The organism is Salinarimonas rosea DSM 21201, from assembly GCF_000429045.1.
Taxonomy (GTDB): Bacteria; Pseudomonadota; Alphaproteobacteria; order Rhizobiales; family Beijerinckiaceae; genus Salinarimonas; species Salinarimonas rosea.
In genome coordinates this window covers 115,174-141,875 of record NZ_AUBC01000010.1, presented here as the reverse complement: position 1 = coordinate 141,875, position 26,702 = coordinate 115,174, and the positions used below count along the sequence as shown (strand labels likewise).

The following is a 26,702-nucleotide window of genomic DNA, read 5'->3' as shown; positions in this document are numbered from 1 at the left end:
TCCGGCCGCAAAGCGGGCGCACCCCGGACCCGGCGCGGGCGCCGCGTGCTTGCGTGTCCCGCCCGCCCGCTCTACCAACCAGGGGAACCGTGGCCGCGCCCCGGCGGCGGCCCCGCCCCGAGCCGACGCCAGAGCCTCCGCCGCTCGGGCGCAGGCGAGCCCCCGCCCGCTCGGGCACAGGAGAGTATCGAGCGTTGCGCGCCGTCCGTCCCGCTTTCGCCCTCGTCCTCGCCGTCCTGGCCGCGCTGCTGGTCGTCGTCGGCGCGAGCGCGCCCGCCGCGGCGGTCGACGCCGTGCGGGTGAACCGGGACGTCACCGCCATCGACCTCACGCCGGCGATCGAGCGCTACCGCTCCGACGGCGACGTCATCCAGATCTCCACGGCACCGGGCGCGGACGGCATCGTGCGCCGCATCGCCGTGCGAGCCCGCGAGGCCGGCACCCGGCCGGACTGGATCGTCTTCGCGCTAACCAACGACGGCGACGAGCAGATCGACCGCCTCCTCGTCGCCCCGCACTTCCTGCTGCCGGGCTCCGGCGTGATCTGGCCCGATCTCGGCGCATCGCGCATCGCCGCCATCACGGCGAGCCAGGGCATCCGCCCCGACCGGCTGGAGGAGCCCGGCGCCGACCTCTTCCTGCTCACGCTCGACCCCGGCACGACGGTGACCTTCGTCGCCGAGCTGCGCGGGCCGGACGTGCCCAAGCTCCTCCTGTTCGAGCGCGGGGTCTACCGCGAGAAGCAGAACGGGCTGACGCTCTACAAGGGCATCATCATCGGCATCGCGGGGCTCCTCGCGCTGTTCCTCACCGTGATCTTCGTCGTCAAGGGCGCGCTGATCTTCCCCGCGGCCGCGGCGCTGGCCTGGGCGGTGCTCGCCTATGCGGGAATCGACTTCGGCTTCTTCCAGCGCGTGTTCCCGCTCGCCGAGGACGCGGAACGAATCTACCGCGCGGCCGCCGAGGCGATCCTGGCGGCGACGCTGCTCGTCTTCCTGTTCGCCTACCTCAACCTCAACCGCTGGCACGTGCGCTACGGCCACGTGACTCTGCTCTGGCTCGCCTTCCTCGCGGGCCTCGTCGCGCTCGCCGTGGTCGACCCGCCGGTGGCGGCGGGCGTGGCGCGGATCTCGCTCGCGGCGGTGGCGGGCATCGGCTTCATCCTCGTCCTGCACCTCGCCACCCACGGCTACGACCGGGCGGTGATGCTGATCCCGACCTGGTTGCTCCTCGTCGTCTGGGTGACGGCCGCGGGCTTCACCGTGCTCGGCCGGCTCGAGAGCGACCTCGTCGCGCCGGCGCTGATCGGCGGGCTCGTGCTCATCGTCATGCTGATCGGCTTCACGGTGATGCAGCACGCCTTTTCCGGCGGGGCGCTCGCCCACGGCTCGGCGAGCGAGGCGGAGCGGCGCGCGCTCGCGCTCTCCGGCTCCGGGGACGTCGTGTTCGACTGGGACGTCGTCTCCGACCGCGTCTATGTCTCCCCCGAGGTCGAGACCCTGCTGGGCCTCTCCCGCGGCGCCCTCTCGGGCCCGGCGCGGGACTTCCTCGACGCGATTCACCCGTTCGACCGGGACCGCTCCGGCGCGGCCCTCGACGCGCTCATCGAGCAGCGCCGCGGGCGCATCGCGCAGGACTTCCGGCTTCGGGCGGCGCAGGGCACGTATCACTGGTTCCGCCTCAAGGCGCGCCCGGTGGTGGGCACCGACGGCGAGGCGATCCGCATCGTCGGCACGCTGTCGGACGTCACCGAGAACAAGACCTCGGAGGAGCGCCTGCTCGTCGACGCGGTGCACGACAACCTCACCGGCCTGCCCAACCGCCAGCTCTTCGAGGACCGCCTCGACGCCGCCCTCGCCTTCGCCGCGCAGGACCCGACGCTGCGGCCCGCCGTGCTGATGGTCGACCTGGACCGCTTCAAGGCGGTCAACGAGGCGGCGGGGCTCGCCGGCGGGGACGCGATCCTGCTCACCCTCGCGCGCCGCCTCGGGCGGCTGCTGCGCCCGCAGGACACGCTGGCGCGTATGGCGGGCGACGCCTTCGCGGTGATCCTGCTGTCCGAGCGCGATCCGGAGCGGGTGATGGCCTTCGCCGAGATGATGCGCCGGGCGCTGTCGACGCCGGTGACCCACGCCGACCGCGAGATGTTCCTCACCGCCTCCATCGGGGTCGCGCTGCACGACCAGACCGCCGACACCCGCCGCGAGGACGTGATCCGCAAGGCGGAGATCGCCGTCGCCCACGCCAAGCGCCAGGGCGGCAACCGCATCGAGATCTTCAAGCCGACGATGCAGACCGGGCGCGACGACCGGCTGACGCTCGCCGCCGACCTGCGCCGGGCGCTGGAGCGCGGCGAGATGAAGGTCGAGTTCCACGCCGTGGTGCGGCTCGAGGACCGCACGGTCGCGGGCTTCGAGGCGCAGCTGCGCTGGGATCACCCGCGGCTCGGGCGCCTGTCGCCGGCGACCTTCGTCCCCATCGCGGAGGAGACCGGCACGATCGCGAGCCTCGCCGGCTTCGTCCTGGAGCGCGCCGCCCAGGAGCTCGCGGCCTGGCAGGCGGCGCTCGACGTCGACCCGCCGATCTTCGCGAGCGTGCGGCTGCCCTCGCGCCAGCTGCTGCGGCAGGACTTCCTCGGCGAGGTGAAGACGGTGCTCGCCCGCACCGGCGTGCTGCCGGGCTCGCTCAAGCTCGAGCTGGCCGAGAGCCTCGTCATGGAGAACCCGGAATACGCGGCCCAGATGCTCGCGCGCCTGCGCGACCTCGGCGCGGGGCTCTCGCTCGACGATTTCGGCACCGGCTATTCCTCGCTCGCCTACCTGCAGCGCTTCCCCTTCGACACGATCCGGATCGACCGCTCCTTCGTGCGCGACCTCGCCCGCAACGGCCGCCCCTCGATCCTGCGGGCGATCGTGCGGCTCGCCGGCGAGCTCGGCATGGACGTGGTGGCGGAGGGGGCGGAGACCGAGGACGAGGCGACCGCGCTCGCCGACCTCGGCTGCGACTACGCCCAGGGCGCCGTCTTCGGCGCCCCGATGACCCCGCTCCAGGCCCGCCGCTTCGTCGGCGCCACGCCCGAGGCGGCCTGAGGCGGCGGCCCTTCCCCATCGCGGCGACTCCGCCCATATTGCGGGCATGGCGAAATCCCCGAAAAGCTCCCCGAACCAGCCCACCTCCGATTCGGGCGCGCCCGCGCGCAAGGGCGCGCGACCGAAGGCGCAGCGGCCGGAGCTGAAGCCGCTCGACGAGCACCTGGCCGAGCTGCTGAATCCCGCCCTCAGCAGGAAGAAGGGCGGCGACGGCGGCGGTGTGACCGGCTTCGCCGAGGCGCCGCAGCGCGGCTTCGAGACCGGCTTCGTCGGCGCGCTCGACCCCGACCTCGCCGCGCCGGAGGCGCGCGACCTCGCCGAGCGGCCCGGCGGCCCGCCCCGCAAGCGGCCGAAGAAGCCCTCCGAGCTGCCCCCGCCGGAGGACCTGGTCGAGGGCGGCGTTTCCGCCACCGTGAAGGCGCTGGAGGACCTGCTCACCTCCGGCAACCCGCTGTTCAAGAACGGCGAATTGTGGACCCCACACCGCCCCGCCCGGCCGGAGAAGTCCGAGGGCGGACGGCGCTTCGTGATGAAGTCCGACTTCCAGCCCGCCGGCGACCAGCCGGCAGCCATCAAGGAGCTCGTCGCCGGCGTCGAGGCGCAGGAGCGCGACCAGGTGCTGCTCGGCGTCACCGGCTCGGGCAAGACCTTCACCATGGCCAAGGTGATCGAGGAGACCCAGCGCCCCGCGCTGATCCTGGCGCCGAACAAGACGCTCGCCGCACAGCTCTACGGGGAGTTCAAGTCCTTCTTCCCGGACAATGCGGTAGAGTACTTCGTCTCCTACTACGACTACTACCAGCCGGAGGCCTACGTCCCGCGCTCGGACACGTTCATCGAGAAGGAGAGCTCCATCAACGAGCAGATCGACCGCATGCGCCACTCGGCCACGCGCGCCCTGCTCGAGCGCGACGACGTCATCATCGTCGCCTCCGTCTCGTGCATCTACGGCATCGGCTCGGTGGAGACCTACACCGCCATGTCCTTCAGCGTGAAGGCGGGCGAGCGCGTCGAGCAGCGCCAGCTGATCGCCGACCTCGTGGCGCTGCAGTACAAGCGCATCCAGTCCGACTTCACCCGCGGCACGTTCCGCGTGCGCGGCGACGTCATCGAGCTGTTCCCGGCCCACCTCGAGGACCGCGGCTGGCGCATCGGGCTGTTCGGCGACGAGGTCGAGACCATCCAGGAGTTCGACCCGCTCACCGGCCAGAAGACCGCCGACCTCGAGGCGGTGAAGATCTACGCCAACTCGCACTACGTCACCCCGCGCCCGACGCTGCAGCAGGCGATCAAGGGCATCAAGACCGAGCTGAAGCAGCGGCTCGACGAGCTCACCAAGATGGGCCGCCTGCTGGAGGCGCAGCGGCTGGAGCAGCGCACGCAGTTCGACCTGGAGATGATCGAGGCCACCGGCGCCTGCAACGGCATCGAGAACTACTCGCGCTACCTCACCGGCCGCCGCCCCGGCGAGCCGCCGCCGACCCTGTTCGAGTACCTGCCGGACAACGCCATCGTCTTCGCCGACGAGAGCCACGTCACCATCCCGCAGATCGGCGGCATGTATCGCGGCGACTTCCGCCGCAAGGCGACGCTGGCGGAGTACGGCTTCCGCCTGCCGTCCTGCATGGACAATCGCCCGATGCGCTTCGAGGAGTGGGACGCCATGCGCCCGCAATCGGTGCACGTCTCCGCCACCCCCGGCGGCTGGGAGATGGAGCGCACCGGCGGCGTCTTCGTCGAGCAGGTGATCCGCCCCACCGGCCTGGTCGACCCGGTGGTCGAGGTGCGCCCCGCCAAGACGCAGGTGGACGACCTGCTCGGCGAGGTGAAGGACACGGCACGCAGGGGATACCGGACGCTGGCGACGGTTCTCACCAAGCGCATGGCCGAGGACCTCACCGAGTACCTGCACGAGAACGGGGTCCGGGTGCGCTACATGCACTCGGACATCGACACGCTGGAGCGCATCGAGATCATCCGCGACCTGCGGCTGGGCGCCTTCGACGTGCTGGTGGGCATCAACCTGCTGCGCGAGGGCCTCGACATCCCCGAATGCGCGCTGGTGGCGATCCTCGACGCGGACAAGGAGGGCTTCCTGCGCTCCGAGACCTCGCTGATCCAGACCATCGGCCGCGCCGCCCGCAACGTCGACGGCCGCTGCCTCTTGTATGCGGACCGCGTCACCGGCTCCATGGAGCGCGCCATGGCGGAGACCGAGCGCCGCCGCGAGAAGCAGCTCGCCTACAACGCGGAGCACGGCATCACCCCGGAGAGCGTCAAGCGCGCCATCGGCGACATCCTGGAGAGCGTCTACGAGCGCGACCACGTGCGGGTGGACACGGGCCTGGCCGACGCCGGCCGCACCGTCGGGCATAATTTGAAGGCCATCACGGCGGATTTGGAAAAGCGCATGCGCGAGGCCGCCGCCAACCTGGAGTTCGAGGAAGCCGCCCGGCTGCGCGACGAGCTCAAGCGCCTGCAGGAGACGGAGCTGATGATCGGCGACGACCCGATGGCCCGGCAGGGCGAGGTGGAGGCTGTCGCCGGGCGCTACGGCGCGGGGGACGCGCGCGGGGGGCGGCCGCGCGGCGGCTCGCGGGTGGCGAAGCCGGTGCCGGGGGAGATGGGGCCGGGGACGGACCGCGAGACGCCGCTGGGGGCCGGGGCGTATGTGCGGCCCGCGGGGCGGAGCATGGAGGGGCGGCCGGGGCAGGCGCCGAAGTACAGGGGGCGGAAGGGGAAGAGGGGGTGATATGAGAGGCGATGTCAAGTTACCGCCATTCACGCGGTTGCAAAACGACTTTAGCGTTTCTTTTCAACGACACCTGAAAGAAGCTGTAAAACGCGGTTCTGTTTTTTCTCACGTTAGATCACATGTCGTTCACGAGGGACAGAAAAATAGTATCCAACGCGAACAAGGTGAAATCGATGAGACCCTTATGTCTCTTGCATCCGCGGAGACAACGTTGACCTATGAAGAGATAGAACGTTTCGACGTGAAGGCGCTTGGTTTATTGATCCAAAGCATGGCTGAGCAGTTTAGAAGTGCGCAGACAAGAGGCCTCGTTGAGACGCTCAACGCGGCCACGGAACGGAGCGGGAACATTGTTTCCGGCAAACTCGATCCTGAGGCAGTGTTAAGAACCCTTGACAGCATGGAGATGAGCTTTAACAAGGGAGAGTTGACACCAGACCTCGTGCTACTGACGCATCCGGATATGGAGCCTCATCTTCGCAAAATCGATGAGGCTTTTCAAAACGACCCCGACCTCAAACGTCGACACAGAGAGCTGATACGGAAGAAATATGAGCAATTTAGATCTCGCGAAATGGACCGAATTCTGGTTGGATAGAGCGAACGAACGCGCTTACCAGTCCGCGTTTGTGAGCGCCCTATTTTTTCATGGTTACACGGTACTCCACAATACCAGCCATAATCCGATGGAACAAGGAAAGGATGTAATTGCTTTATCGCCGGTCGGTGAACTTGTCGCGTTCCAGCTCAAGGGAAATCCGGGAAGTCGACTAACGCCTAGCCAGTGGTTTGAATTAGTTCCACAGATTAACCAGCTCGCATTTTCGCGCGTTGGTAGATCTTTGAATCCGCACAATCTCAATCATAAGCCTGTGCTGGTTACAAACGGCGAAATAGAGGAGAGTGTACGCGCATTTGTAGATAGCTTTAACAGTCAAAGTATTCCTACAGCTCCTGGCGCACAGCCAATTGAACTTTGGAGTCGTGGCAACTTGGTAAAGTTCTTTCTTGAAGCTTTTGTTGTTGCTTGGCCGGCGGATATCTCAGCCCAGATCATAGCATTGAAGGCGGCAACCTATTCTGGAACCGAAATCATTGAACATTCTGACCTTCAGGCATTATTCTTACAGACGTTGAAGTGGGAGGCCGACGATGATCAAAGAAAGCTTTCAGTTCCCGCTACTCTGGAGAAGCTGTCTGGCCTTATGACTTTAATAAATGTTATGATAGCACAGCATCAGAAAGAAGGAAATCTTTTTGAGACTATAAAGGTAAAGACTATCTTTGCTGTATTAGTTACTGGATATTTAGAAGAATTTGATCTGAAAACACGTAAGCATATTGAGTTTCTTGATTTGATTATATCAGATCTAAGAGAGGAGATTTTATATTTCTCTAGCGGAATTGCTAAAAACTACAAGGATCAGCCAATGATCGATAGTTTTGTAGCTGATGAATTTGCGTTTGCGAATGAGAGGAAGGTGATGGTTTTGTCGTTGCTTGCAGCGTGTTTCTTAGCTTTCGATGGGAAAGATATCAATGAAGACATCGTCTCGATGCTGAGACGGGATACGCGATATCCTTTCGTATCTTGGGAAGGTATAATTCCCGCTTACCTACTGATTTTCTGGGCGCAGGAGCATATCCGTGGCGATCGTGATCCTGATAGGATCCTATATGCGGTGACCCGTGCACTTATACAAAAATCGCACCAAGGTAAGTTGCCTGCTAGCTATTATAGTCTTGAAGAGGTGGTGAGGTGGCAGTATCGCCATTACCTTCATTTATCCTCTCCGATTGAACATGATGAACGAGAAAGCATGGCTCAATTTCCATATGTGATGACGCTTCTACTTACAAAAAGAAATTGGAAACAAAGCGTTAAATACATATGGTCAGAGGTAAGTAAGATCTTGAGAATGGAAGCGCTTCTTCCCCGTGCATCACTTTTTGGATTTCATCGATGCGAATTGTCTGAAGAAAGAACGATAATCACACCTGTTCCACAGACCTGGACGTCTTTGCTCGATATTGTTGAGAAGGCGCCAGAGCCTCTCATCCCCTCGGCTCTAATTCAGCGGCCTTGGCTCGCTGCCCTGTATTTAGTCTTTGCACCGCACCGAGCGAACGAAAGCATCGTCTTATGGCTAGACGACGTATACGGAAAATGTTGGTACGGTCCAAGAAGGCGTCGTTTGAAGTAGTTGGCTGACCTTAGGTTTGTGGGGTGTTTGCCGCTCTTTACGAAAAACAGTGCCTAGTCATCTAGAGCCGCACCGCTCGTCGCCTCATATTGCCTCTTCTAATTACCCCGACCTTCACCCTCCATCGTCCGCGAATTGCAGTGGCGGACCCTTTCCGGTTCGCCGAGCGCGCGTTTCGTGCGCCCCATCGGTCTCGGCTGCCTTCCCCTGCAGGGAAGGAGGGCGGCTGTTTCTACCCGTGCCTGTATCTTCGTACACCCGCAGTCTTCCGGATGCACCGGCGGCTCGAGACGGTCCAGTCTGTTCGTGGTTCGTTCGGAAGGGATGGCAGACGATGAGCAGCGGCCACCACAAGCGCCCCCGCACGGCCGTCCCCGTGCAGGTCGCACGCGCGCAGCGCAAGCGCATGACGCGGCAGGAGGCGAGGCTCTGGGTCGCGCTGCGCCGCCTGCGCCCGGCGGGCTTCACGTTCCGGCGGCAGGTGCCCATCGGCCCCTACGTCGTCGACTTCGCCTGCCTCAAGGCGCGCCTCGTCGTCGAGGTGGACGGCGCGCAGCACGGGTTCGACGCGCATCTCGCCGGGGACGGGCTGCGGGACGCCCGGCTGGCGGAGCGCGGGTTTTTGGTGTTGCGCTTCTGGAACCATCAGGTCGACCTTGAGCTCGACAGCGTCATGGACACGATCTTCGCCCGCCTCACCGAGCCCCGCGCCTCTCCTTCCCTGTAGGGGAAGGTGGCGCCGGCGAAGCCGGTGACGGATGGGGCGCGGCGCGTAGCGACGCGTTCCGCGAAGCGGAAGCCCACGGTGTCCGGCTCCGGCGGGGCATTTCGGCTTCGCCGAACACGCCTGCGGCGTGCCCCATCCGTCTCGGCGCTGCGCGCCGAGCCACCTTCCCCTACAGGGAAGGAGAAGGCGCGGCGCCGATGCCTCCTTCCTTCCTGGGGCGAAGGCATTGGCGGGGGCCGTACGCCGGCAGGATGGACGAGCCGCGCGTGGCGCGCGATCTCCTTCCCCGTAGGGGAAGGTGGCGCCGGCGAAGCCGGTGACGGATGGGGCGCGGCGCGAAGCGACGCGTTCCGCGAAGCGGAAGCCGACGCGTCCGGCTCCAGCGGGGCATTTCGGCTACGCCGAACGCGCGTGCCGCGCGCCCCATCCGTCTCGCCGCTTCGCGGCGATCCACCTTCCCCTACAGGGAAGGAGAAAGGGGTGGCTCGCGGAAGCGCACCCCAACCCCGCCGCCGTTCGCCTCGATGAACACCACCCCCGCGTCCTCGAAGGCGCGGCGGATCGCCGTGGCGGTGACGGCGTAGCCTCCCAGCGGGCCCGACTTCGCCTCCAGGCGCTTGATCGTCTGCACCGAGATCTCGGCAGCGTCGGCGAGCTGGGCCTGGGTCCAGCCCAGCAGGCCGCGGGCGGCGCGGACCTGCTCGGAGGTGAGGCGGGGCGGCTTGGCGGCCATCGGGCACTTTCGGATACGGATGTCACTTTAAGTCTTGACTCGGGCCGATGGCCTGGCTGATACTAAAGGTCCCACATCACCCCCGCCACCCCCGTGCGCACCCCCTGCGCGGGCCCGCCCGCGCGCCCGTCCGGAGCCCGCCATGCACCCCTCCCCGCTCCAGCCGTCCCCCACGCCGTCCCCGCTCTCGCGCGCAGCCTCCTGCCCGCTCGCCGCCCTCGCCCGGGAGGCGGAGGGGATGATCGGGCGGCATCAGGCGTGCGACCGGCTCGCGCGGGAGGCGGCCGATCCGCGGGTGCGGGCGGCGGCGGATCGGGAGATGGATGCGCTGGGGGAGGCGCTCGATCGGCTGGCGGAGCGGGCGGCCGGCCTTCCGGCCGGGTCGCGGGAGGGGGCGCTGCTCGCCCTCGTGCTGGCCGCGGGCGAGGCGGAGATCCTCGCCGTGTCCGACGATGCGCCCGCCCCTGCCCTCGAGCGTCTCGTGCGCCACCTCTGGACCGCCCGCCGGGCGCTGGAGCGCGAGGCGTCCCTCCCCGCCGCCGTGTCCGAGTTCTGGATGCCCCGGCGGCTCGCGCCGGGGTGAAGCGCCCCCAGCCCCCAGCCCCCCAGCCCTCACCCCCGCAGCCGCGCCGCGATCGTGCCGAGGGGCGGGAGCGTCTTCAGCGGGCCGATGGCGGCGAGCGTCGGCGCGCCCTCGAGCAGCGCCGTGCCGGCGGCGCGGGCGGCGGCGACGTCGACCGCCTCGACGCGGGCGACGAGCTCGTGCATCGGCACGATCCGGCCCCAGGCCAGCATCTGGCGGGCGAGGCGCTCGATGCGCCCGCCGGGCGTCTCCAGCGCGGCGAGGAGGCCCACCTTCACCTGCGCCTTGGCGCGGGCGAGCTCGGCCTCGGTGAGCGTCGCCGCGGTCTCGCGCAGGGTGTCGACGGCGACCTCGGCGAAGGCGGCGGCGTCCTCCTCGGCGACGCCGGCGGCGATGCCGAACACGCCGGTGTCGGAGAAGGGCCAGTGGAAGGCGTCGACCGAGTAGGCGAGGCCGCGCTTCTCGCGCACCTCCTGCCACAGCCGCGAGGAGATCGAGCCGCCGAGCACCTGCGCGAAGAGCTGCGTGGCGTAGTAGTCCCGCGCCCGGAACGAGCGGCCGGGCAGGCCGAGCATCAGGTTGACCTGCTCGTGCTTGCGCTTCAGCCGCGTCTCGCCGCCGCGATAGCTCGCCGCCGGCGCGTCGGGCCCGGCACCCTCGGGCATCGCGCCGAAGAAGCGGTGCGCGGCGTCGACCACGGCCTCGTGCTCGACCGCGCCGGCGGCGGCGATCACCATGCGGCCGGGGCGGTAGTGCCGCTCGACGAAGGCGCGGATCCCGTCCGGCGTGAACGCCGAGACCGTCTCCGGCCGGCCGAGGATCGGCCGCCCGAGCGGCTGGCCCGGGAAGGCGGTCTCGACGAAGAGGTCGCCGACGAGGTCGTCGGGCGTGTCCTCGACGGCGGCGATCTCCTGGAGGATCACCCCGCGCTCGCGCTCGAGCTCGGTCGGGTCGAAGCTCGACGCCGTGAGGATGTCGCCGAGCACGTCGAGCGCGAGCCCGACGTCCTCGCCGAGCACCCGGGCCGTGTAGCAGGTGTACTCGACGGAGGTGGCGGCGTTGATGTCGCCGCCGACGTTCTCGATGTCCTCGGCGATGGCCTGCGCCGAGCGGCGCGCCGTGCCCTTGAAGGCCATGTGCTCGAGCAGGTGCGAGAGGCCGTGCTCGTCCTCGGCCTCGTCGCGGGCGCCGGCGCCGATCCAGACGCCGAGCGCCACGGTGGCGACGTGCGGCATCGCCTCGGTGACGACGACGAGACCGTTGGCGAGCCGCGTCTCGCGGTGCTCCTGCGAGGGCAGGCTCATGCCCGCGCTCCGGAGGCCCGTGCTCCGGGGATGCGCGAGCGGGCGCGGATGAAGCGCTCGATGGCGCCCTGGTCGTTCGGCTGCACCTCGAAGCGCTCGGGGCGGTCGTAGAGGTCGGCGAGGTGCGGCGGCAGCGGCGGACGCACGCCGCAGGCGGCCTCCACCGCGTCGGGGAACTTGGCGGGGTGCGCTGTGGCGAGCGCGACCATCGGCACCCCGGGATCGCGGGCGAGCGCCGCGCGCCCGGCGGCGACGCCGATCGCGGTATGCGGATCGAGCAGGTAGCCGGCCTCGCGCCGGGTGCGCGCGATTTCGGCCGAGACCGCGTCCTCCGGCACGGCGCGCGCCGAGAAGCTCCGGCGCAGGCGCGCGAGCGGCTCCTCGGCGATGGCGAAGGCTCCGCCTTGCGCGAGCTGCCCCATCAGCCCGCGGATCGCGGCGCCGTCGCGGTCGTGCAGCTCGAACAGCAGCCGCTCGAAGTTCGACGAGACCTGGATGTCCATCGACGGCGAGGTCGTCGGCGTCACGCCCGTGACGGTGTAGGACCCCGTCTCCAGGGTGCGCGGCAGGATGTCGTTGGCGTTCGAGGCGATCACCAGCTCCCCGATCGGCAGGCCCATGCGCCGGGCGATGTCGCCGGCGAGGATGTCGCCGAAATTGCCGGTGGGGACCGCGTAGGAGATCGGCCGATGCGGCCCGCCCAGCGACACGGCGGAGGTGAAGTAGTAGGTCGCCTGCGCCGCGACGCGCGCCCAGTTGATCGAGTTCACGCCCGACAAGAGCAGGTCGTCGCGGAAGCGGGCGTGGTTGAACATCCCCTTAACGATGGCCTGGCAATCGTCGAACGTGCCTTCCAGCGCCACCGCGTGGACGTTCGGCGCCGCGACCGTGGTCATCTGGCGGCGCTGGACCTCGGAGACGCGCCCCTGCGGGAACAGGATGAAGACGTCGACCTGGTCGAGGCCGGAGAAGGCGTCGACGGCGGCGGAGCCGGTGTCGCCGGAGGTCGCGCCGACGATGGTGGCGCGCTGGCCGCGCGCCTCGAGCACGTGGTCCATCAGCCGCCCGAGCAGCTGCATCGCCACGTCCTTGAAGGCGAGCGTCGGGCCGTGGAAGAGCTCCAGCACGAAGAGATTGTCGTCGATCTGGACGAGCGGGCAGGTCGCCGGATGGCGGAAGGACGCATAGGCGTCCTCGATCATCGCATCGAGCGCCGGCGTCTCGATCTCGCCCTCGACGAGCGCGCCGAGAACGCGCTGGGCGGTCTGCGCGAAGGACAGGCCCGAAAAGCCGGCGATCGCCTCGGGCGGCAGGGTCGGGTAGGCCTCCGGCACGTAGAGACCGCCGTCGCGCGCGAGCCCGGTGAGCAGCGCGTCGGTGAAGCCGATGGCGGGGGCCTCGCCGCGGGTGGAGATGTGGCGCACGTCGGTGTCGTCCTTCGTCGAACGCGGCGGACCATAGGGGGAGCGCCGGCCCGGGACAAGCGGGGCGCGCCGCGGAACGTGGGGCATTCGCGCCGCGTTGCTCTCGCGACGGACACGATCACGGGAGGATCCCATGCACGACCCCCGCTCCGAGGAGGAGAAGGCGCGCGCCGCGCTCAAGCGGAACCAGGAGATGGGCCACGCACCCAAGCAGAGCCCGCTCACGCGCCAGCCCTCGACCACGCCCGAGACGTTCGGCGAGCATCACGGCCACCCGCCCGAGGACTATGCGGCGGACCGGGGCGCGGACCCCGGCCGTCCGGGCTCCGACAACGACCCGCGCCAGCACGGCCACGGCCACGCCGATACCCGCATGGGCCACGAGCACGTCTCCGACCTCTCCGAGGTCGAGCGGACGATCACCGGCGAGCCGGCAACGCGCAAGCGCTGAGGACGAGCATCATGGCAGAGCACGAGACCGAGCAGCAGAAGGCGGCGAAGAAGGCGCTCGAGATGAAGCGCAGGAACGATCCGCACGCCGACATCCCCGAGCACCGGACCGCCGACGAGGGCATGCATCCCCACGACGGCCCGAAGGCCCCGCCGTCCGGCGCGCTCGACCATGGCGGCGAGGCGCCGGCGCTGTCGCGCTCGCACGGAGCGCGGCGGTCCGACCAGGGTTCGCACTGAGCGGCGCATCCGAGCGGCGTACGCCGCGCGACGAGATCACGGGACGGCCGGGCGCGAGCTCGGCCGTCCCGCCTCGCGTTACAGAGACTTAATGTCCGGGAAAGGGGCGCGACATCGCCCCGCGTCTAGAACCACCGGCGAGGCCCGACGTTCGCGTCGAGGCACAGGCGAGGGCACGAGCCCTCCCGCATCGCTTCACGGCGCAGAGACAGAGGTTCCATGACCACGAACTCCCCCGAGCGCATCACCAGCCGCCGGTTCGCGTCGACGCGCACCGCGCTCCTCGCCGCCGTCGGCATCGGCGCCCTCGGCGTCGCCGGCCTCGGCACCGGCCCGTTCCAGGCGTCGCTGCCGGCGCAGGCCCAGACGCAGGCGGAAGCGCCCTCCGGTGCGCTGACCCTCGAGACGCCGGACGCCCGCGTTCCCTCCTTCGCCGACGTCGTCGAGCGCGTGCGCCCGGCGGTCGTCTCCGTGCGCACCCGCCTCGGCAACGAGCCGGCGATGGCGACGGGCCGCGGCATCCCCGGCCTGCCTCCGGGCATGGACATCCCCGAGGACAGCCCGCTGCACGAGTTCTTCGAGCGCTTCCGCGGCGGCGGCGAGGGCCTCGCGCCGCGCGGGCCGGCCCCGCGCCGCGGCGCCCAGGGATCAGGCTTCTTCATCTCCGGCGACGGCTACCTCGTGACGAACAACCACGTCGTCGAGAGCGCCGAGACCGTCGAGGTCCTGATGGACGACGGCACGACTCTCGACGCGGAGATCGTCGGCCTCGATCCGAAGACCGACCTCGCCCTGCTCAAGGTCGAGGAGCGCGACGATCCGTTCGCCTACGTTGAGTTCGCGCCCACCGCGCCGCGCGTCGGCGACTGGGTGGTTGCGATCGGCAACCCGTTCGGGCTCGGCGGCACCGTTACCGCGGGCATCGTCTCGGCGCGCGGGCGCGACATCGGTGCGGGCCCCTACGACGACTTCCTGCAGATCGACGCGCCGGTGAACCAGGGCAACTCGGGTGGCCCGGCCTTCGACCAGTCCGGCCAGGTGATCGGCGTCAACACGGCGATTTCCTCGCCGACGGGCGGCAACGTGGGCATCGCCTTCGCGATCCCCTCCGAGACCGTCCAGCGCATCGTCGCGCAGCTGCGCGAGACGGGCGAGGTCGAGCGCGGCTTCCTCGGCGTGCAGATCCAGCCGGTGAACGAGGACATCGCCGCCGGCGTCGGCCTCGACACGGCGCAGGGCGCCATCGTCGGCCAGGTCACGCCGGACAGCCCGGCCGCCGAGGCCGGCTTCGAGGTCGGCGACATCGTGCTCGAGGTGGCCGGCGACGACATCGAGGACGCCCGCGACCTGTCGCGCACGATCGCGTTCATGGACCCGGGCGAGACGATCGAGGTCGTGATCTTCCGCGACGGCGAGCGGCAGACGCTGGACGTCACGATCGGGCGGATGCCGACGGACGAGGTCGTCACCGCGGCCCGCGAGCCGGAGGCGCAGGAGTTCAACGATCTCGGCCTCCAGCTCGCCCCCGTCGAGGGCGACATGGCGGGCGTCGCCGTGGTCGAGGTCGATCCCGACGGGCCGGCCTTCGAGAAGGGCATCGCCGAGGGCGACGTGATCGCCGAGATCGGTGGCGAGCCGGTGGCGAACCCGCAGGACGTCGAGGAGGCTCTCGCGGCAGCGGCGGAATCCGGGCGCGAGGCCGTGCTGGTGCGCGTCGAGCGCGACGGCGCCTCCCGCTTCATCGCCTTCCGCCTGCCGATCGGCTGATCGGCCCCGCGGGAGGGCTTTCGAGAGACGATGGCCGGTGCGTCCGCGAGGGCGCGCCGGCCGTTCTCGTTCATGATCCGGCTGGACGTCGTGGCGGCCCATGCGAGGCGCCGAGGCCAATTCCGTAGCTCTCCGAGCCCTGTGGATCGGCTACGCCATCAGCAGCGCCACCACGACCACGAGCCCCACCAGCACGATCAACGCCACGAACCCGCCGACCACCCGGCCGCCGCCGGTGCGGGCGATGTCCGTCGGGGCGGGGGCGTCCACCTTCGGCGCATTGCGGGCCTGCTCCTCGCGGGCGAGGCGCATGCGCTCGGGAGAGGCGGGAGTGCCGGCGACCTCGTCGTCGGTGCCGAGCATGGACATGCCCGGGTCGAACACCGCGTTCTTGTCTCCGGTGCGGCCGGAATCCACGTCGGCCTTGAGCATCGCCGCGTTGGGGCGGGCGTCGTCGACGGGCGCGTGATCCCCGGTCATCCGCTCGGAGGACGCGTCCGGCACCATGTCGGGCGTGGGCGGCTTCTCCGTCGCGTCCGCTGCGGTCGCTCGCCGCCCGGTCGCGGGCTCATGGTGAGGGGACGGCTCGTTCGCAGGCTTCTTCGCAGGCTCGTTCGTCGGCATGGGGGCGCCTCGTCTCGGTTCTGGTCGATCACGAGACGCAAACGCCGGGGCCGCGCCCGGCGTTCAGCCGAGCCAGTCCGGCACGCTGTCGCGACCGATCAGGTCCTCGTAGCGCTCGCGCGGGCGCACGACCGCGTGGCGCGCGCCGTCGACGAGCACCTCCGGCACCAGGAGGCGGGTGTTGTAGGTGGAGGACTGCACCGCACCGTAGGCGCCCGCCGTCATGATCGCCACGAGGTCGCCCGCGGCGACCTCCGGCAGCGCCCGCCCCAGCGCGAGGTAGTCCCCGGTCTCGCAGACGGGCCCGACCACGTCGACCACGCGCCGGGGCGCATCCGGCGCCGGCCGGCGCAGGGGCTTGATGTCGTGGTGCGCCTCGTAGAGCGTCGGGCGGATGAGGTCGTTCATCGCCGCGTCCACGATGACGAAGGTCTTGCCCTCTCCCTCCTTCACGTAGACCACGCGCGAGACGAGGACGCCGGCGTTGCCGGCGATCATGCGACCGATCTCGAACAGGAGCTGGAGGCCGAGATCCTTGGTGTGGCGCTTGATCGTCTGCGCGAACACGGAGGGCGCCGGCGGCGGCTCCTCGTCCTCGCGATAGGGCACGCCGAGCCCGCCGCCGAGGTCCATGTGGTGGAGCGGATGGCCCTGCGCCATCAGGTCCCGGGCGAGCTCGGCCATCAGCGCGGTGGCGTTGTCGAAAGGCGCGAGATCGGTGATCTGGCTGCCGATGTGCATGTCGACGCCGGTGATCGCGATCCCCGGCAGCGCGGCGGCGCGGGCGTAGACCTCCCGGGCACGGGAGATCGGGATGCCGAACTTGTTGTCGAACTTGCCCGTCGAGATCTTGGCATGCGTGCGCGCGTCCACGTCCGGGTTGACGCGGATCGAGATCGGCGCCTCGATGCTCATCTCCGTCGCCACCGAGGAGAGCGCCTCGAGCTCGGGCTCGCTCTCGACGTTGAAGCACAGGATGCCCGCCGCGAGCGCCGCCGCCATCTCGGTGCGGGTCTTGCCGACGCCGGAGAACACGATGCGGTTGCCGGGCACGCCGGCGGCGAGCGCCCGGCGCAGCTCGCCCTCCGAGACGATGTCCATGCCCGCGCCGCGGCGCGCCAGCGTGCGCAGCACCGCCTGGTTGGAGTTGGCCTTCATCGCGTAGCAGACGAGCGCGTCCATGTCGGCGAAGGCGGAGGCGAAGACGTCGTAGTGGCGCTCGAGCGTCGCCGTGGAATAGCAGTAGAAGGGCGTGCCCACCTGCGCCGCGATCGCCTCCAGCGAGACGTCCTCCGCGTGCATGACGCCGTCGCGATAGGCGAAGTGGTGCATGACGCGCCCTTCAGAGGAGAAAGTCGAGGGGGAACGGCCGGTCCGGCTGCGTGACGGGGACGCTCTCGGGCTCGCGCGGGCCGCCGACGGGCACCTCGGTCAACGGATCGGAGGGCACGCGCGCCTCGTCGGCGAGCGGGGCGGGACCCGCGCCGGGCGGCGGCTCCAGCGAACCGCGGCGTCCGCAGGCGGACAGCGCCAGCACCGCCGCGACACCCAGGATGACACCAACGCTCGCCCGACTCGCACGCATCGCACACCTCCGCTCGTCGCCGCGAGCTAAAGCACAGATCGCACGGGCTGGCGAGAGGGGAGGATGGGCCGCCTGCGTCTCGGAATCGACGCGCCGTAGGGTTCCGGACCCCGCCCCGAGCCGCCTTCGGCAGCATTCCCCGCCCCTAGAGGGCGGGATCGGCCTCGAGCCGCTGCAGCAGGTGCTGGGAGGCGGCCAGACGGGCGAAGCGGCCGCCCGCGGCGAGAAGGCCCTCGTAGGAGCCGTCCTCGACGATGCGGCCCTCGTGCAGGACGAGGATGCGGTCGGCGTCGCGCACGGTGGCGAGGCGGTGGGCGATGACGAAGACGGTGCGCCCGCGCATCGCCTCGGCGAGCGCCTCCTTGAGGCGCGCCTCGGTGACGGCGTCGAGCGCGCTCGTCGCCTCGTCGAGGACGAGGATCGGCGGGTCCTTCAGGAGCGCGCGGGCGACCGCGATGCGCTGGCGCTCGCCGCCCGACAGCGAGCGGCCGCGCTCGCCGATCTCGGTGTCGAGGCCGCGCGGCAGCCGGGCGAGGAAGCCGCCGGCCTGGGCGCGCTCCAGCGCGGCGACGAGCTCGTCGTCGCGCGCGTCCGGCTTGCCGACGAGGAGGTTCTCCCGCAGCGAGCGGGCGAACAGCATCGGCTCCTGGAAGACGACGCCGATGTTGCGCCGCAGCCCCTCGAGCTGCCAGTCCCGCGCGTCGACCCCGTCCAGCAGGACGCGCCCCGTGTCCGGGTCGAAGGCGCGGTGGAGGAGCGCGAGGGCGGTCGACTTGCCCGACCCGGTCTCGCCGACGAGGGCCACGGTCTCGCCGGGCGCGACCGAGAAGGTCAGCTCGCGTACGGCGGCGCGCTCGCCGTCGTAGGAATAGGACACGCCCTCGAAGGCGACGGCGCCGGCGAGCCGGCCGGGATCGCGCGCGCCCGGGCGCTCGGCGACGGCGGGGATCGTGTCGCGCACGGCGAACAGCTCGGCGATCTTGGGGGCGTTGAGCAGGAGCCCGTTGACGAAGAACACGAGCTGCTCCAGCCGCCCGATCAGCATCGTGGCCAGCGCGACGAAGGAGACGATCTCGCCGATCGTCGCGAGCCCTTCGCGGAAGAGCGCGATGCCGAGCAGCAGGATGGCGAGGACGGTGAGCGTCCCCGCGCAGCGCGTCGCGACGGAGGCGAGCGCCCACCAGGAGAGCACCGGTGCCTGGGCGGCCAGGAGATCGGCCATGACGGCGCGCATGTGCCGCACCTCGGCGTCGATCCGGGTGAAGGACTGCACGACCGCGACGTTGCCGAGCGCGTCCGACGCATTGCCGGCGAGCGCCGTATGGTGGCCCTCGACGGTGCCCTGCATCCGCTCCGTCCGGCGCAGCACCGCGTGCGTGAGGAGCCCGCTCGCCAGCACGAGGACGACGAGGACGAGACCCAGCCGCCAGTTCAGGAACAGCGTCAGCGGCAGCAGCACGGCCACCGCGACGAGCGCCGCCGCCTGGTCGCGCAGGAAGGACAGCCACAGCGCGAAGAGGGCGCCGGCGCCCTCGATCATCACCTTGAGCGCGCGGCCCGAATGCGTCCCCGCGTGAAAGGCGAGAGGCAGCGCGAGCGCATGCTCGAAGACCTCCGCCATGGCGGCGAGCCGGCCGCGGTGGGCGAGGCGGTCGGCATGGAGCGCGACGAGGACTCCCGCCGCGATCGTGAACAACCCGAAGCCGACCCAGGCGGCGAGCAGCGGGCCGAGCCCCGCGAGCGCCGCCGCGGGATCGGCCTCCGCCTGCGCCCGCGCCAGGCGATCGACGATCATCCCGAACAGCACCGGCTCTGCGAACGCGGCGGCCGCGAGCGCCACGTTGGCGAGCGCGAGCGTGACGGCGAGCCGCCGCTCCGGGGCGAGGAGCGCGATCGTCGACAGCAGGATCCGGGAGAGCGGCATCGCGGGTTCCGTGCGCGCGGGCGGGGCCGGCGCTGGAGAAGCTAGTGCGCGCGCCGCGTCCCGTCACCCGCGCCCCCCGCTAAACCATTTCTTCAGCACGTGGGCCTTAGCTTCGCTGCAATGCGGAACCCGGGGAACGCAGCCCCGCGCCGGAGCACGCCACATGGATTTCGCCACCGCACTGGGCCTCGTCGCCGGCGTCGCGACCGTCGTCGGGATGATTCTCGTGGGCGGCGGCAGCCTCGCCTCCTACTACGATACCGTGGCGCTCGTGTGCGTCATCGGCGGGTCGTTCGCCTCGACGATGGTGCGCTTCACCTTCCCGACGATGATGAGCGGCCTGCCCATGGGCATCCGCTACGGCCTGAGCATGCTCAAGGAGACGCCGCGCAGCCTGCTCGACGAGATCACCCAGGTCGCCGACGTCGTCCGCAAGTCCGGCCCGATGGGCCTCGAGAACGTGCAGGTGGCCAACCCAACGCTCGCCCAGGGCCTGCGCTACATCGCCGACGGCTACGACCGCGACTTCATCAAGGACGCGCTCGAGAAGGACCGCGACAACTTCGTCCAGCGCCTCGACGACGGATCGAAGGTCTGGCGCGGCATCGGCGACTGCGCGCCGGCCTGGGGCATGATCTCGACCGTGGTCGGCATGATCATGATGTTCGCCAACATGGAGGACCCGTCCAAGCTCGGTCCCGCCATGGCCGTGTCGCTGCTCGGCACGCTCTACGGCTCGCTCGTGGCGAACCTGATCGCGCTGCCGATCGCCGACAAGCTCACGCTGCGGCTGACCAACGAGGACCTCCTGCGCTCGATGATCATCGACGGGGTACTGCAGGTCCGCGACCAGCGCTCGCCGACGATCGTGCGCGAGATGCTCACGGCCTACCTGCCCGAGCATCACCGCGCCGACCTCGCCGAGGCCTGAGCCCGGCGCCGCACGCCACGCAGGAGACCACGATGCCGCGCAGGAAGCAGGATCCGCCCGCCGGCGCGCCGATGTGGTTCGTCACCTTCGCCGACCTGATGGCGCTGCTGATGAGCTTCTTCGTGATCCTGGTCGCCTACTCGACGCAGGATCAGCGCAAGATGCAGATCGTCGCGGGCTCCGTGCGCGAGGCCTTCGGCGTGAACCCGGAATCGCGGTTCTCCGGTATCATCGAGCAGGACGGCCTGCCCACGCTCACCGCGCTCCAGAACGTGCGGCAGGTGAAGCCCGAGGAAGCCTCCGACCACACAGTGCCCAACGAGCTCGACAACCAGGAGCGCGGCTTGTTCTCGGTGACGTTCGACCGCGGCTTCGGCACAGCGGCAGCGTCGCTGCGCCAGGCGCTGCAGGACATGCCCGAGATCGCGGAGCTCTCGCGCAACCTCGTCATCCAGCAGACCGAGGAGGGGCTCGACGTCTCGCTCGTCGACCAGGACGGGCGCTCGATGTTCCCGGAGGGCTCGGTCTACCCCTACGAGCGCACGCGCCTCGTGCTCGAGGCGATCACGCCGGTGATCCGGCGCCTGCCCAACCGCCTCGCCATCCGGGGGCACACGGCGGCGCTGCGGCCGGGCGACACCGCGCAGGTCGACGGCTGGAGCCTCACCGCCGGGCGCGCGCTGGCGGTGCGCGAGATCCTCGCCGGTGCCGGCATGCCCGAGGAGCGCTTCGCCACCGTCGCCGGCAAGTCCGACACCGAGCCGGCCTTCCCCGACAACCCCTACATTGCCCCCAATCGCCGCGTGACCGTGACGCTGCTGGCCGAGGACCCGCCGATCCCTCCGAGCTTCCGCCCCTGAGCGCGGGGTTCGGCGAGGCGGGCCCGCTCCGCCTCCGCACCGGAAGGAACGGGCTCGGCACGGCTCCCCGCTTGTCAAGCGAGGGCGCGCGCGCCACACCCGGCCCATGCGCGCCTTCGACACGCCCCTGCCCATCGACGCCGTCCTCGCCGATCTCGCGGCCGCCCTGCGGGCGGGTCCGCGTGCGGTCCTCGTCGCACCGCCGGGTGCGGGCAAGACGACGCGCGTGCCGCTCGCGCTGCTCGACGAGCCGTGGGCGCGCGGCGGCAAGCTCGTCCTGCTCGAGCCCCGCCGACTCGCCGCCCGCGCCGCCGCCGAGCGCATGGCGCGCACGCTCGGCGAGCGCGTCGGCGAGACCGTGGGCCTGCGCGTGCGGCTCGGCACGCAGGTCTCGGCGAAGACCCGGATCGAGGTGGTCACCGAGGGCGTGTTCACCCGCATGATCCTCGACGACCCGACGCTCGACGGCATCGCCGCGGTGCTGTTCGACGAGTACCACGAGCGCTCCCTCGACGCCGACCTCGGCCTCGCGCTGGCGCTCGACGCGCAGGGCGCCCTGCGCGAGGACCTGCGGCTCCTGGTCATGTCCGCGACGCTCGACGGTGCGCGGGTCGCCGCGCTGCTCGAGGGCGCGCCTGTCGTCGAGTCGGAGGGGCGCGCCTTTCCCGTCGAGACCCGCCATGTCGGGCGCGATCCGCGCGCGCGGATCGAGGAGGCGGTCGGCGCCGTGGTGATGCGCGCGCTCGCCGAGGAGACGGGCTCGCTCCTCGTCTTCCTGCCAGGCCAGGCCGAGATCCGCCGCACGGCGCGGCTCCTGGAGGAGCGCGTGCGCGATCCCGCGGTGGAGATCGCCCCGCTGTACGGGGCGCTCGACCGGGCGGAGCAGGACCACGCCGTCTCGCCCGCCGCCCCCGGGCGGCGCAAGGTCGTGCTCGCGACCTCCATCGCGGAGACCTCGCTCACCATCGAGGGCGTGCGGGTCGTGATCGATTCCGGCCTCTCCCGCGTGCCGGTCTACGAGCCGGCGGTGGGGCTGACACGGCTCGCGACGGTGCGGGTCTCGCGCGCCTCCGCCGACCAGCGCCGCGGCCGCGCGGGCCGCACCGGGCCGGGCGTCTGCTGGCGGCTCTGGGAGGAGGCGGCGACGGGGGCGCTCCAGCCGTTCTCGACGCCCGAGATCCTCGCCGCCGATCTCGCCTCCCTCGTCCTCGACTGCGCGGCCTGGGGCGTCACCGACCCCGGGACGCTCCCCTTCCTCGATGCGCCCCCGCGCCCGGCGCTGGCGGAGGCGCGCGCGCTCCTCGGCGAGATCGGCGCGCTCGACGCGGACGGCCGGATCACCCCGCTCGGCGCGCGGGTGCGCGCGCTGCCGCTGCCGCCGCGCCTCGCTGCGATGGTGCTGCGCGCCGCCGAGCGCGGTGAGGCGGCGCGGTCGGCGGAGATCGCGGCGCTCCTGGTGGAGCGCGGCCTGGGCGGCGAGGACGTCGATCTCGCCCATCGGCTCGATCGCGTCGCCCGCGAGCGCGGCGGGCGTGCGCAGGACATGCGCCGCCTCGCCCGCGGCTGGGCGGCGCAGGCGACGGAGGGGCTCGCGCCCGGCGCGCCGGAGGGGCTCTCGGTCGGCGCGCTCGTCGCGCTCGCCTATCCGGACCGCATCGCCCGTGCGCGGGGCAAGCCCGGCGATGTCGTCCTCGCCAACGGGCGCGGCGCGGCGCTGGAGCCCCATCTCGCGCTCGCCCGCGAGCCGTTCCTCGCCATCGCCGAGATCGCCGGGTCCGCCGGCGCGGCGCGGGTGCTCGCCGCGGCGGCGCTCGCGCCGGAGGAGATCGAGGCGCTCTTCCCCGACCGCATCGTGTCGCGCGACGAGATCGCCTTCGACGCGAAGGCGAAGGCGGTGCGCGGGCGCGCCGTGCGGCGGATCGGGTCCGTGGTCCTGTCCGAGCGCCCGATCCCGCTCGCCGACGACCCGCAGACGCCCGTCGTGCTCGCGCGCGGCATCGCGAAGCTCGGCATCGACATGCTGCCCTGGTCGAAGGCCGCGACCCAGCTGCGCCGGCGCATCGCCTTCCTGCGTGCCGCGGAGGGCGCCCCCTGGCCGGACGTGTCGGACGAGGCCCTCGCGGAGACGATCGAGGCTTGGCTCGCGCCGATGCTCGCGGGCCGCACGGCGCTCGCGCAGGTCGAGGGCGCCGATGTGCTGGAAGGGTTGCGGACGCTGCTCCCCTGGGACCTCCAGCGGCGGCTGGACGCGGAAGCGCCGACGCATTGGCGCGCGCCGACCGGCACGTCGGTGGCGGTGGACTACGACCGCGCGGAGCCCGCGATCGCCATCCGCGTGCAGGAGCTCTACGGGCTCGCCACGCACCCGGCGCTGGCCGGCGGGCGCCGGCCGCTCGTGCTCGAGCTGCTCTCGCCGGCGCATCGCCCGATCCAGGTGACGAAGGACCTCCCCGGCTTCTGGCGCGGCTCCTGGGCCGAGGTGCGCGCCGAGATGCGCGGGCGCTATCCCCGGCACGTCTGGCCCGAGGACCCCGCGGCCGCCGCCCCGACCACCCGCGCGAAGCCGCGCGGGACGTGAGCGGATCTCAACGCTGCAGTCGAACGCGCACATCGCCGAAGGCCGATGCGAACGTCCTCCATCCCTGTCGGGGAAGGAGGCGCCGGCGAAGCCGGTGACGGATGGGGCGCGGCGCGAAGCGACGCGTTCCGCGAAGCGGAAGCCACCGTGTCCGATCGGGCGTGTCCCTTTCGGCTTCGCCGAACGCGCGTCCCGCGCGCCCCATCCGTCTCGCCGCTGCGCGGCGATCCACCTTCCCCTACAGGGAAGGAGAAGGCCTTGCGCGGGGAGACCGGCTGGATCGACGCTGCCTCAGCCGCCGATGTTGAACGCCGCGAGCGCCGCCATGTTGACGATGTCGGCGTCCGTCGAGCCGAGCGTGACGATCTGCACCGGCTTGTCGAGGCCCACGATCAGCGGGCCGAGCACCGTCGTGCCGCCGAGCTCCTGCAGCATCTTCGTCGAGATGGCGGCGGAGTGGAAGGCGGGCATCACCAGCACGTTGGCCGGGGCCTTGAGGCGCGAGAACGGGTACGCGGCGAGCTGGTTGGCGTTGAGCGCCACGTCGGCGCCCATCTCGCCGTCGAACTCGAAGTCGACGCGCTTCCTCTCGAGCAGTTCCACCGCCTCCTGCACGCGCTCCGCGCGCTCGGCGCGGGGCTGGCCGAAGGTGGAGAAGGAGAGCAGCGCCACCCGCGGCTCGTAGCCGAGCCTGCGCGCGACGCCAGCGGCCTCGACCGCGATCTCGGCGAGCTCGTCGGCGGACGGCATCTCGTGAATCGCCGTGTCCGCCACCAGCACGGCGCGGCCGCGCGCCAGGCACAGCGAGACGCCGATGACCCGGTGGCCGGGCTTGGGGTCGATGACGCGGCGGATCTCCTCCATCGCCGTGGAGTAGTTGCGGGTCACGCCGGTGACGAGCGCGTCCGCGTCGCCGAGCGCCACCATGGCGGCGCCGAAATGGTTGCGGTCCTGGTTGATCAGGCGCTGGCAGTCGCGGAACAGGAAGCCCTTGCGCTGCAGCCGGTCGTAGAGGAACTGCGCGTAGGCCGTGTTCCGCTTCGACAGGCGCGCGTTCATGATCTGGATGTTGTCGCGCCCCTCGAGCTCGATGCCGGCGAAGGTCGCGGTCTCGTAGATGCGGTCCTCGCGCCCGACCAGGATCGCGGTGCCGAGCCCTTGGTTGGCGAAGGAGAGCGCCGCGCGGATGACCTGCTCCTCCTCGCCCTCGGCGAAGACGACGCGCTTGGGGAACTTGCGCACCCGCTCGAAGATGCGGTTCAGCGTGCCGGCGACAGGATCGCGCCGGGCCGAGAGCTGGCCGCGGTAGGCGCGCTTGTCGACGATGGGGCGGCGGGCGACGCCGGTGTCCATCGCCGCCTGCGCCACCGCCGGCGGCACGGTGGAGATCAGCCGCGGGTCGAACGGCACGGGGATGATGTACTCCCGCCCGAAGCGCGGGCGCGAGCCCTGGTAGGCGGCGGCGACCTCGTCGGGCACGTCCTCGCGCGCCAACGCCGCGAGCGACTCGGCGGCGGCGATCTTCATCTCCATGTTGATCGTCGTCGCCTGCACGTCGAGCGCCCCGCGGAAGATGTAGGGGAAGCCCAGCACGTTGTTGACCTGGTTCGGGTAGTCCGACCGGCCGGTGGCGACGATGGCATCGTCGCGGATGGCGGCGACCTCCTCCGGGGTGATCTCGGGGTCCGGGTTCGCCATGGCGAAGATGATCGGCTGGGGCGCCATGGAGGCGATCATCTCGGGCGTGAAGGCGCCCTTCACCGACAGGCCGAACACCGCATCGGCGCCGTCGAGCGCATCCGCCAGGGAGCGCGCGTCGGTGGCCGCCGCGTGGGCGGACTTCCACTGGTTCATGCCGCTCTCGCGGCCGCGGTAGATCACGCCCTTGGTATCGCACAGGACCACGTTGTTCGGCGAAAAGCCCATGGCCTTCAGAAGCTCGACGCAGGCGATGCCGGCCGCCCCCGCGCCGTTGACGACGAGGCGCGTCTCCTTGATGTCGCGCCCGGTGAGGTGCAGCGCGTTGATCAGCCCCGCCGCCGCGATGATGGCGGTGCCGTGCTGGTCGTCGTGGAAGACCGGGATGTCCATCAATTCGCGCAGGCGCTCCTCGATGATGAAGCACTCCGGCGCCTTGATGTCCTCGAGGTTGATGCCGCCGAAGGACGGCCCGAGGTAGCGCACGCTGTTGACGAACGCGTCCGCGTCCTCCGTGTCGACCTCGAGGTCGATGGAATCGACGTCGGCGAAGCGCTTGAACAGCACCGCCTTGCCCTCCATCACCGGCTTCGAGGCGAGCGCCCCGAGATTGCCGAGCCCGAGGATGGCGGTCCCGTTCGAGATCACCGCCACCATGTTGCCCCGCGCCGTGAGGTCGAAGGCGCGCGAGGGATCCTCGTGGATCGCCTTCACCGGCACGGCCACGCCCGGCGAGTAGGCGAGCGACAGGTCGCGCTGCGTCGCCATGGGCTTCGTCGGGACCACCTCGAGCTTGCCGGGCCGCCCCTGGCTGTGGAACGCGAGCGCCTCCTGGTCGGTGAAGGTGGGACGCGGGCGGCGGGGCGGCGGGGTCGACATGGCGATGGCGGCTTCTCTGTTCGGTCCGAGGCGGAGCGGGACCTTACGCGGGGGGCCAGTGGGGGGCAAGGGCGGGAAGGACAGAGTTCCCGGGGCTGGCATGCCGGATTGCGAAGCGCGCCCGGGACCGAGAACCACCGCCGTTCTGCTCAGCGTGCGCGGGAGCGCGCGCGTCCGCGGACCTCGGCGGAGGCCTCCCCCGCCGCGGCGCTCGCGCGCCGCCCTGCGAAGACCTGTGGATCTGGATCCCGGACTTGCTTCGCAATCCGGGATGACGAGCGAGGACGCGGATCAGCGGATTTCGCCGGCGTCGATGGCAGCCGCGCCCTCCCCGCAGGGGAGGACGA

The 26,702-nt window shown here is 70.5% G+C and carries 20 protein-coding genes; 12 read left to right on the top strand and 8 right to left on the bottom strand.

The window, feature by feature from the left end; translation table 11 throughout:
• Positions 1–194: 194 nt before the first annotated feature.
• From G407_RS0108395 to G407_RS0108380, 5 genes are all read left to right on the top strand, one after another.
• The gene (locus tag G407_RS0108395; RefSeq protein ID WP_029030453.1) at positions 195–3,089 is read left to right on the top strand and encodes an EAL domain-containing protein; all 2,895 of its coding nucleotides are present in this window, start codon (positions 195–197) and stop codon (positions 3,087–3,089) included.
• 46 nt (positions 3,090–3,135) lie between these two features.
• On the top strand, positions 3,136–5,841 hold the full coding sequence (gene uvrB / locus G407_RS0108390; protein ID WP_043539268.1) for an excinuclease ABC subunit UvrB: 2,706 nt from the start codon (positions 3,136–3,138) through the stop codon (positions 5,839–5,841).
• A gap of 1 nt (position 5,842) precedes the next feature.
• Entirely contained in the window at positions 5,843–6,442 is a 600-nt protein-coding gene (locus G407_RS31655; protein WP_156917516.1) for a hypothetical protein, read from the top strand.
• Positions 6,396–8,048 (top strand): hypothetical protein, encoded by a 1,653-nt coding sequence (locus G407_RS31650; protein ID WP_169728771.1) that lies wholly within the window; start codon positions 6,396–6,398, stop codon positions 8,046–8,048. The genes G407_RS31655 and G407_RS31650 overlap by 47 nt, the downstream gene beginning before the upstream one ends.
• 334 nt (positions 8,049–8,382) lie before the next feature.
• Positions 8,383–8,775, top strand: a complete 393-nt coding sequence (locus G407_RS0108380) for an endonuclease domain-containing protein (protein ID WP_029030451.1) — start codon at positions 8,383–8,385, stop codon at positions 8,773–8,775.
• A gap of 460 nt (positions 8,776–9,235) precedes the next feature.
• Here G407_RS0108380 and G407_RS0108375 read toward each other — a convergent pair whose 3' ends face one another.
• Positions 9,236–9,508: a helix-turn-helix transcriptional regulator gene (locus tag G407_RS0108375; protein ID WP_029030450.1), complete on the bottom strand. Its 273-nt coding sequence runs from the start codon at positions 9,506–9,508 to the stop codon at positions 9,236–9,238.
• A 142-nt stretch (positions 9,509–9,650) separates the two neighbouring features.
• Here G407_RS0108375 and G407_RS0108370 point away from each other — a divergent pair, with 142 nt between their 5' ends.
• Entirely contained in the window at positions 9,651–10,091 is a 441-nt protein-coding gene (locus G407_RS0108370) for a hypothetical protein (protein WP_029030449.1), read from the top strand.
• Between the two features lie 29 nt (positions 10,092–10,120).
• Here the strand turns inward: G407_RS0108370 and G407_RS0108365 are convergent, their stop codons facing one another.
• Complete coding sequence (locus G407_RS0108365; protein ID WP_029030448.1) at positions 10,121–11,395, bottom strand: M16 family metallopeptidase; 1,275 nt, start codon at positions 11,393–11,395, stop codon at positions 10,121–10,123.
• On the bottom strand, positions 11,392–12,819 hold the full coding sequence (gene thrC, locus G407_RS0108360; RefSeq protein WP_029030447.1) for a threonine synthase: 1,428 nt from the start codon (positions 12,817–12,819) through the stop codon (positions 11,392–11,394). Before thrC ends, G407_RS0108365 begins: the two co-directional genes overlap by 4 nt.
• A 133-nt stretch (positions 12,820–12,952) precedes the next feature.
• On the opposite strand from thrC, the gene G407_RS0108355 reads away from it, so the two are divergent.
• The 3 genes from G407_RS0108355 to G407_RS0108345 all read left to right on the top strand — a co-directional run bounded on the left by G407_RS0108355 (position 12,953) and on the right by G407_RS0108345 (position 15,276).
• Positions 12,953–13,270 (top strand): hypothetical protein, encoded by a 318-nt coding sequence (locus G407_RS0108355; protein ID WP_029030446.1) that lies wholly within the window; start codon positions 12,953–12,955, stop codon positions 13,268–13,270.
• Between the two features lie 11 nt (positions 13,271–13,281).
• Complete coding sequence (locus G407_RS0108350; protein ID WP_029030445.1) at positions 13,282–13,509, top strand: hypothetical protein; 228 nt, start codon at positions 13,282–13,284, stop codon at positions 13,507–13,509.
• Positions 13,510–13,728: 219 nt separating this feature from the next.
• Complete coding sequence (locus tag G407_RS0108345) at positions 13,729–15,276, top strand: Do family serine endopeptidase (RefSeq protein ID WP_029030444.1); 1,548 nt, start codon at positions 13,729–13,731, stop codon at positions 15,274–15,276.
• A gap of 150 nt (positions 15,277–15,426) precedes the next feature.
• Here the strand turns inward: G407_RS0108345 and G407_RS30305 are convergent, their stop codons facing one another.
• The 4 genes from G407_RS30305 to G407_RS0108325 all read right to left on the bottom strand — a co-directional run bounded on the left by G407_RS30305 (position 15,427) and on the right by G407_RS0108325 (position 19,409).
• The gene (locus G407_RS30305) at positions 15,427–15,900 is read right to left on the bottom strand and encodes a hypothetical protein (RefSeq protein ID WP_052341111.1); all 474 of its coding nucleotides are present in this window, start codon (positions 15,898–15,900) and stop codon (positions 15,427–15,429) included.
• Positions 15,901–15,963: 63 nt separating this feature from the next.
• Positions 15,964–17,232 (bottom strand): diaminopimelate decarboxylase, encoded by a 1,269-nt coding sequence (gene lysA, locus G407_RS0108335; protein ID WP_029030443.1) that lies wholly within the window; start codon positions 17,230–17,232, stop codon positions 15,964–15,966.
• A gap of 10 nt (positions 17,233–17,242) precedes the next feature.
• Positions 17,243–17,485, bottom strand: coding sequence for an LPS translocon maturation chaperone LptM (gene lptM / locus G407_RS0108330; protein WP_156917514.1), 243 nt, complete (start codon positions 17,483–17,485; stop codon positions 17,243–17,245).
• Positions 17,486–17,630: 145 nt separating this feature from the next.
• The gene (locus G407_RS0108325; RefSeq protein ID WP_029030441.1) at positions 17,631–19,409 is read right to left on the bottom strand and encodes a glucan ABC transporter ATP-binding protein/ permease; all 1,779 of its coding nucleotides are present in this window, start codon (positions 19,407–19,409) and stop codon (positions 17,631–17,633) included.
• Between the two features lie 163 nt (positions 19,410–19,572).
• Between G407_RS0108325 and G407_RS0108320 the strand changes: the two genes are divergently transcribed.
• From G407_RS0108320 to hrpB, 3 genes are all read left to right on the top strand, one after another.
• Positions 19,573–20,340 (top strand): motility protein A, encoded by a 768-nt coding sequence (locus tag G407_RS0108320; RefSeq protein ID WP_029030440.1) that lies wholly within the window; start codon positions 19,573–19,575, stop codon positions 20,338–20,340.
• Positions 20,341–20,372: 32 nt separating this feature from the next.
• Positions 20,373–21,200, top strand: a complete 828-nt coding sequence (locus tag G407_RS0108315) for an OmpA/MotB family protein (RefSeq protein ID WP_029030439.1) — start codon at positions 20,373–20,375, stop codon at positions 21,198–21,200.
• Positions 21,201–21,306: 106 nt separating this feature from the next.
• Complete coding sequence (hrpB, locus tag G407_RS0108310) at positions 21,307–23,778, top strand: ATP-dependent helicase HrpB (protein ID WP_029030438.1); 2,472 nt, start codon at positions 21,307–21,309, stop codon at positions 23,776–23,778.
• 291 nt (positions 23,779–24,069) lie between these two features.
• Here hrpB and G407_RS0108305 read toward each other — a convergent pair whose 3' ends face one another.
• Positions 24,070–26,355 carry an NADP-dependent malic enzyme gene (locus G407_RS0108305; protein ID WP_029030437.1) on the bottom strand — a complete coding sequence of 762 codons (2,286 nt, stop codon included), beginning with the start codon at positions 26,353–26,355 and terminating at the stop codon, positions 24,070–24,072.
• Positions 26,356–26,702 lie beyond the last annotated feature (347 nt).